General features: G+C 71.0%; 3 protein-coding genes. 1 reads left to right on the forward strand and 2 read right to left on the reverse strand.

The features are described 5' to 3' along the window. Positions 1 to 439 precede the first annotated feature (439 nt). On the reverse strand, positions 440 to 2635 hold the full coding sequence (locus ACFXKZ_RS12230) for an acetate--CoA ligase family protein (protein ID WP_380000002.1): 2196 nt from the start codon (positions 2633 to 2635) through the stop codon (positions 440 to 442). A 221-nt stretch (positions 2636 to 2856) separates the two neighbouring features. Next, positions 2857 to 4374: a class I adenylate-forming enzyme family protein gene (locus tag ACFXKZ_RS12235; protein WP_379999256.1), complete on the reverse strand. Its 1518-nt coding sequence runs from the start codon at positions 4372 to 4374 to the stop codon at positions 2857 to 2859. Between the two features lie 218 nt (positions 4375 to 4592). Here ACFXKZ_RS12235 and ACFXKZ_RS12240 point away from each other — a divergent pair, with 218 nt between their 5' ends. Continuing rightward, a complete protein-coding gene (locus ACFXKZ_RS12240) occupies positions 4593 to 5804 on the forward strand; it encodes an acyl-CoA dehydrogenase family protein (protein WP_379999258.1) in 1212 nt (403 codons plus the stop codon). Positions 5805 to 6059: the final 255 nt, after the last annotated feature.

Here is a 6059-nt window from a genome sequence, read left to right on the forward strand (position 1 = left end):
GCTGGTCCGTGCGTTGGCCTCAGATGCCGGCCGGGCTGGACCGGTTTGTGTCCGGCGTTGGGCGTTGGTTTGGTTTGGGTTGGCCTCAAGCGCCGGCCGGGCTGGAAGGTTTGCTTCTGGCGTCGAGAGTCGGTCTGGTTGGGTTGGCCTCAAGCGCCGGCCGGGCTGAGTGGCCTCGAGCGCCGGCCGGGCTGGAAGGTTTGCTTCTGGCGTCGAGAGTCGGTCTGGTTGGGTTGGACTTAAACGCCGGCCCGGCTGAGTGGCCTCAAGCGTCGGCCGGGCTGTTCAGCCCGGCCGACGCTTGAGGGTGCCGTGGTTGCGGGTGGGCGGGGCCGTTGGAGCCGCGAAGCCGGTTGGCTTCGTTCGGCCTGTTCGGTCCCGTTCAGGCCCGCCTGGCTTGCTCGGGTTCCGCCGGCTCCGGTGTTGGGGGCGGCCGGTGCTATCTCGCCACTGCGAGGGCGTCCAAGGCGACTGTGCCGCCGCCTCTGGGCATGACCATCAGTGGGTTGATGTCCAACTCGGCTATTTCGTCGCCCAGTTCCAACGCCATGCGTTGTACCCGCATGACCACGTCGACCAGGGCGTCCAGGTCGGCCGGGGGTTGGCCGCGGAGGCCCTGGAGGCATTTGAGGCCGCGGAGTTCGCCGAGCATGCGCTTCACCTCGTAGGCGCCGAACGGCGGGACGCCGATGGCGATGTCGTCGAAGACCTCGACGAAGATGCCGCCGAGGCCGACCGAGACCGTCGGGCCGAACAGGTCGTCGTGTGAGATGCCGACCACCATTTCCACGCCGCGGTCGACCTGTTGGCACACCAACACGCCCTCCAGGCGACCCGCGCCCGCCTCCTTGGCCGCGTCGGTGATCTCGCGGTACGCGTCCCGCACCTGGCTCGCCGAGCGCAGGCTCAGTTTGACCAGGCCCAGGTCGCTCTTGTGCGGCAGTTGCGGGCCGCAAGCCTTCATCACCACCGGGTAGCCGATCAGCCCCGCCGCCCGCACCGCCGCCGCGGCCGAGGTGACCAGCTGCTCGCGCGGCACCCGGATCCCGTACGTGCGCAGCAGCTGCTTCGCCGAGTGCTCCGACAGCGGCTTGCCCGAGGACAGCAGCCGCTTCGCCTTCGCCGCCGCGGGCGAGGCGGTGCGCGGTACGTCCTCGAACGGGGACGAGTACTGGGTGCGGAAGCGGTGGTAGTCGAAGTAGGCCCGCAGGGCCCGGACGCAGTTGCCGAAGGTGCGGAAGACCACCACCTTGTTGGACTTGAGGAGTATCTGCCGGTAGGCGTCCTCGTCGCCCACCGGTGAGCCCCACACCACGCAGACCACCTTGTCGGTCGCCTCCGCCGCGTCCACCAGGTCCTGTGCGAGCCGGTCGCTCATCGGCGGGAACGCGCCGGTGATCGGACAGACGAGCACGCCGATCGCCGGGTCGGCCAGGATCGTGTCGATGATCTTCCGGCCGCGCTCGTCGCCCGCCGGGTGCCCGCCGTTGTCCACGGGGTTGGACACGGTCAGGTACGGCGGGATCCACCCGTGCAGCTTCTCCTGCGTGGCCCGCTCCAGCTGCGGGACGGCCAAGCCCTCGGCGGCGGCGAGGTCGGCCATGTGCGCGCCGGTGCCGCCGGAGATCGAGTACACGCACACACCCTGCGCGAGCGGGGTGCGAGTACGCGCGAACAACTGCGACGTGTCGATGAGTTCGTCGAGGCCGTCGACCCGGGTGACCCCATACTGGCGGAACACCGCCGAAGCGGTGCGGTCGCCGCCGGTCAGCTTGCCGGTGTGCGACTGGGCCATGCGCGCGCCGGTCTCGGTCCGCCCGACCTTGACCACCACCACCGGTACGCCCTGCCGCGCCGCGTGGTCGGCCGCCAGCGCGAAGGTGCGCCCGTCCTTGAACCCCTCGACGTAGGCGGCGATCACCCCGACCTCCTCCTGGTCGGCGAAGTGCCGCACGAAGTCCGCGATCTCCAGGTCGGCCTCGTTGCCCACCGGCGCCCAGTGGGATACCCGGATCCCGATCTCCTGCGCCGCGAACACCGGTCGGCCCTGATGCCCGCTCTGGGTGATCAGCGCGATCGCGGGACCGTCGAGGTCGGTGCGGAACTCCTCGAACGCGTTCAGGTTCGTGTTCGGCCCGAGCAGCCGCAACGAACCGCCCGAGGTGAGCTGCGCCAGCCGTGCCTGGGCCTCGGCCCCGGCGTTGCCCGCCTCGGCGAAGCCGGCCGCGAACACGACCGCGAAACCCACGCCGGCGCCCGCCAGTTGCTCCAGCACCTCGGCCGGATCGCCGACCAGGACGACCGCGAGGTCGACCGGTTCGGGCACCGCCGAGATGTCCGCGTGGCACGGCCGGCCGGCGATGCGTTCGTGCTTGGGGTTGACCGGGAACAACCGCGCGCCGACCCGCTCGGCCCAGGCGATCAGCTGTGCGGTGATCCGCGCACCGGGTCGGCCCTCGGTGTCCGAGGCGCCGATCACCGCCACCGTGCGGGGTCGGAAGAAGCGGTCCAGGTCGGCGGGGCGGAGCGCGAGTGGTCGGCCGGTCACGTCGAGTTCGGCCGACGGATCCGCGTTCGCGGTGACGCTGGTTCGAGTGTGCCCCGGGAAGTGGTGTCCTCTGCTGTCGTGAAGCATCATCGCGCCCGTCCCTTTTTCGATCTTTCGTCGCCGCCAGATCCGATCGAAGCCCGATCGAGGCCGGAATCGAGCTGACGGTTAGTCAGTTAGCTTGCTGATGGGACGTCAGGGCTGTCCACTGTCTCACCGGCCCGGTCCCGACGCATCTGTCCGATCACCTGGACATTTGCTGACTTGGTCAAACATGTTGCGGATATCTGCTGGTCATCGCGCGGTTACTAAACGTCCCCGAAGGACTTTTCCTGCTGGGTCAGGGATCTGCGGTCCACTTTGTCCATGCCGGTCAACGGCAGCGCCGGCACGATGCGGATCGCTTCGGGGAGCTTGTGGGCGGACAGCCGGGTGGCCGCGAATTCGCGCAACGCGGCCAGTGACGGCTCGGATGCGGCACGTGACACCACGACCGCGACCCCGATCTCGCCCATCACCCGGCTGGGTCGCGGGATCACCGCGACCGAGGCCACATCGGGATGGTCGAGCAGGACCGCCTCCACCTCCTGCGGATACACGTTGTATCCGCCGCGGATGTACATCTCCGTCATCCGCCCGGTGATCCGCAGGCAGCCGGCCTCGTCGATCCGGCCGAGGTCGCCGGTACGCAGCCTGCCCTCCGTGTCGAGAGCTGCGGCGCTCGCCGCGGGGTCGCGCCAGTAGCCCGCCATCACGGCGGGCGATCGCAGGCAGATCTGCCCCTCCTCGCCCGCCGGTCGGATCGCGCCGGTCTTCGGGTCGCGGATCTCCACCTCGGTGCCCGGTCGGGGGCGGCCGACCGTGTACAGCGCCTCGGAGTCGGGGGCGTCGAACGCGGTCAGCGTGCCCAGCCCCCCGGATTCGGTGGAGGAGTAGCGAATCGAGTAGCCCGCCCCGAATCGGGTCCGGGCCTCGTGCACGAGCGGGGCGGGGGACGGCCCGCCGCCGACGATCAGACCGCGCACGTGGGCGAGGTCGTAGCGCTCGAACTCCGGGCGGCCGAGCAGGAGGGAGACCTGCGCGGCCACGCCGCCGAGGTAGGGGATGCGCTCGCGCGCCACCACGCGCAACGCGTCCTGGGCCCGCCAGCGGCCGAGGATGTGCAGGGTCGCGCCGGACTTGAGGTAGCCGGCCAGCTTGGTCATGAAGCCGACGTGCGGCAGGCCGGTGGCGATCAGTTGCGGGCCGCCGTCGCCCCAGCGGTCGCCGGTGTCCATCGCGGTGATCGCGGCGATCTGCCGGGAGGTGAACAGGGCGCCCTTCGGAGTGCCCGTGGTGCCCGAGGTGAACACGACCGTCTCGGGCAGGTCCGGTTCCTGATCCCCCGTCACCGGCGGCGCGGGCGGGATCGCGTCGAGCCGCAACTCGGCCCAGACGTTCGCCGCGTCGGCGGCCGGTACGCAGCGCACGACCTCGGGGCCGGCCGGGATGCCGTCGAGCAGGTCCTCCCCGGCCAGCACCAGGTTCGGCGCGGCGCGCTCCAGGATCGCGGCGCGCTCGGTGGGGGTGTAGCGCGGTCCCACCCCGGTGGTGATCGCGCCGAGCCGGGCCAGGGCGGTGTAGGCGATCACGTACTCGAGCCCGGACGGGAGCACGAGGGCGACCAGATGCCCGGCCCGCACACCGCGTGCGGCCAGGCCCGATGCGACCTGATCGGTCACCGCGTCCAGGCCGCCGTAGGTGAACCCGCTTCCGCCGTGCACGAGGGCCCGCCGCTCGGGAAAGCGTCGGGCGGCCTCACGAAGCACCTGGGCGAGAACGGTCACAACGGGTCCCTTCGGCCTGCGCGCGAAGTATCGGCGTGGGGGGTGGTGTATGCCACACAACACGACACGCCCGGGGTAAGGCGACGTTTCAGAGGTGTGACGAAAGCAATGTTCTAAAGGTATGACGGTGTGTCAGATACTGGTGCTCGCGGGCTGCCGGATCGTCAATGGGGCCGACCGGAACTCGGGCCGGGCGACCGACCCGGACCCCGCGCGACATGAGCGTCAAGGAGTTGCGCCACGTGGACGTCGAGTTCAGCGACGAGCAGCAGGAGATTCGCAAAGCGCTACGGGACGTGTTCGATCGGCACAGCGATTCGCCCGCCGTCCGGGCGGTGATGGCCACCGAGACCGGCTACGACGCCGAGGTGTGGCGACGCGTGTGCGAGCAGACCGGGTTGGCCGGTCTCGCGATTCCGGAGCAGTACGGCGGGGTCGGTTTCGGCTTCACCGAGCTGGTGGTGGCGCTGGAGGAGATGGGCCGTGCGCTGTTCCCCTCGCCGTTCCTGGCGTCGTCGGTGCTGACCGCGTACGCGCTCGTGCACGCGGGTGACGAGGCGGCGCGGGCCGAGTACCTGCCGGGCCTGGCCGCCGGCGAGACGCTCGGGGCGCTGGCTCTGGCCGAGCCGGGGCGGCGGGATGTGCGCGCGGTGGAGATGGCGGCGCGGGCCGACGGTGACGGTGACGGGTGGCGCCTGGACGGCGTCAAGACGCACGTGATCGACGGGCTGATCGCGGATCTGATCGTGGTGGGGGCGCGGGTCGAGGGCGGGAGCGCAGCGACTCCGTACAAGGGCGGGGGCGGGCGACGGGTGGGCGGCGACCTGGCGCTGTTCGCGGTGGAGCGGGACGCGGCCGGGCTGACCCGCACGGCGCTGCCGACGCTGGACCAGACGCGCAAGCAGGCGCGGTTGACCTTCGCGGACACGCCCGCCCGGCTGTTGGGCGCGGTCGGCGCGGACGCGGCCCTGGAGCGGGTGCTGGCGCTGGCCGAGATCGCGGTGGCCGCGGAGGCGGTCGGCGGGGCGGGGCGGTGCCTGGAGGCGACCGTGGAGTACACGAAGGGGCGCGTGCAGTTCGGGCGGCCGATCGGGTCGTTCCAGGCGATCAAGCATCGCTGCGCGGATCTGTACGTGGAGGTGGAGACGGCGCGCTCGGCGCTGTACTACGCGGCGTGGGCGGCTACGGAGGCGGAGGCCGCGGGGCTTGGCTCGCCGGGCGAGTTGGCGGTGATGGCGCCGTTGGCGATGACGACGGCCACTGCGGCGTATCGGCATGTCGCCGAGGAGATGATCCAGTTGCACGGGGGCGTCGGGTTCACGTGGGAGTACGACTGCCACCTGTATCTGAAGCGGGCGATCACCTCGGCGCACTTGCTCGGGGAGCGCGGGGTGCAGCGCGAGCGGATCGCGGCGCTCGCGGGGATCTAGCCGGGTCCGGCTCGCCTTTGTCCTCAAGCGCCGGACGGGCTGGGGTTGCTTGGCCCTGGTCCGTGGGTTGCGGCTTGAGCCGTTGTCCTCAAGCGCCGGACGGGCTGGGTTTTTGCTGGGCTCGGGTCCGTGGGCTGTGGTTGAACTCGGTTGTCCTCAGGCGCCGGACGGGCTGGGGTTGCTTGGCCCTGGTCCGTGGGTTGCGGCTTGAGCCGTTGTCCTCAAGCGCCGGACGGGCTGGGTTTTTGCTGGGCT

It is taken from the genome of Embleya sp. NPDC059237, from assembly GCF_042754105.1.
Lineage (GTDB): Bacteria > Actinomycetota > Actinomycetes > Streptomycetales > Streptomycetaceae > Embleya.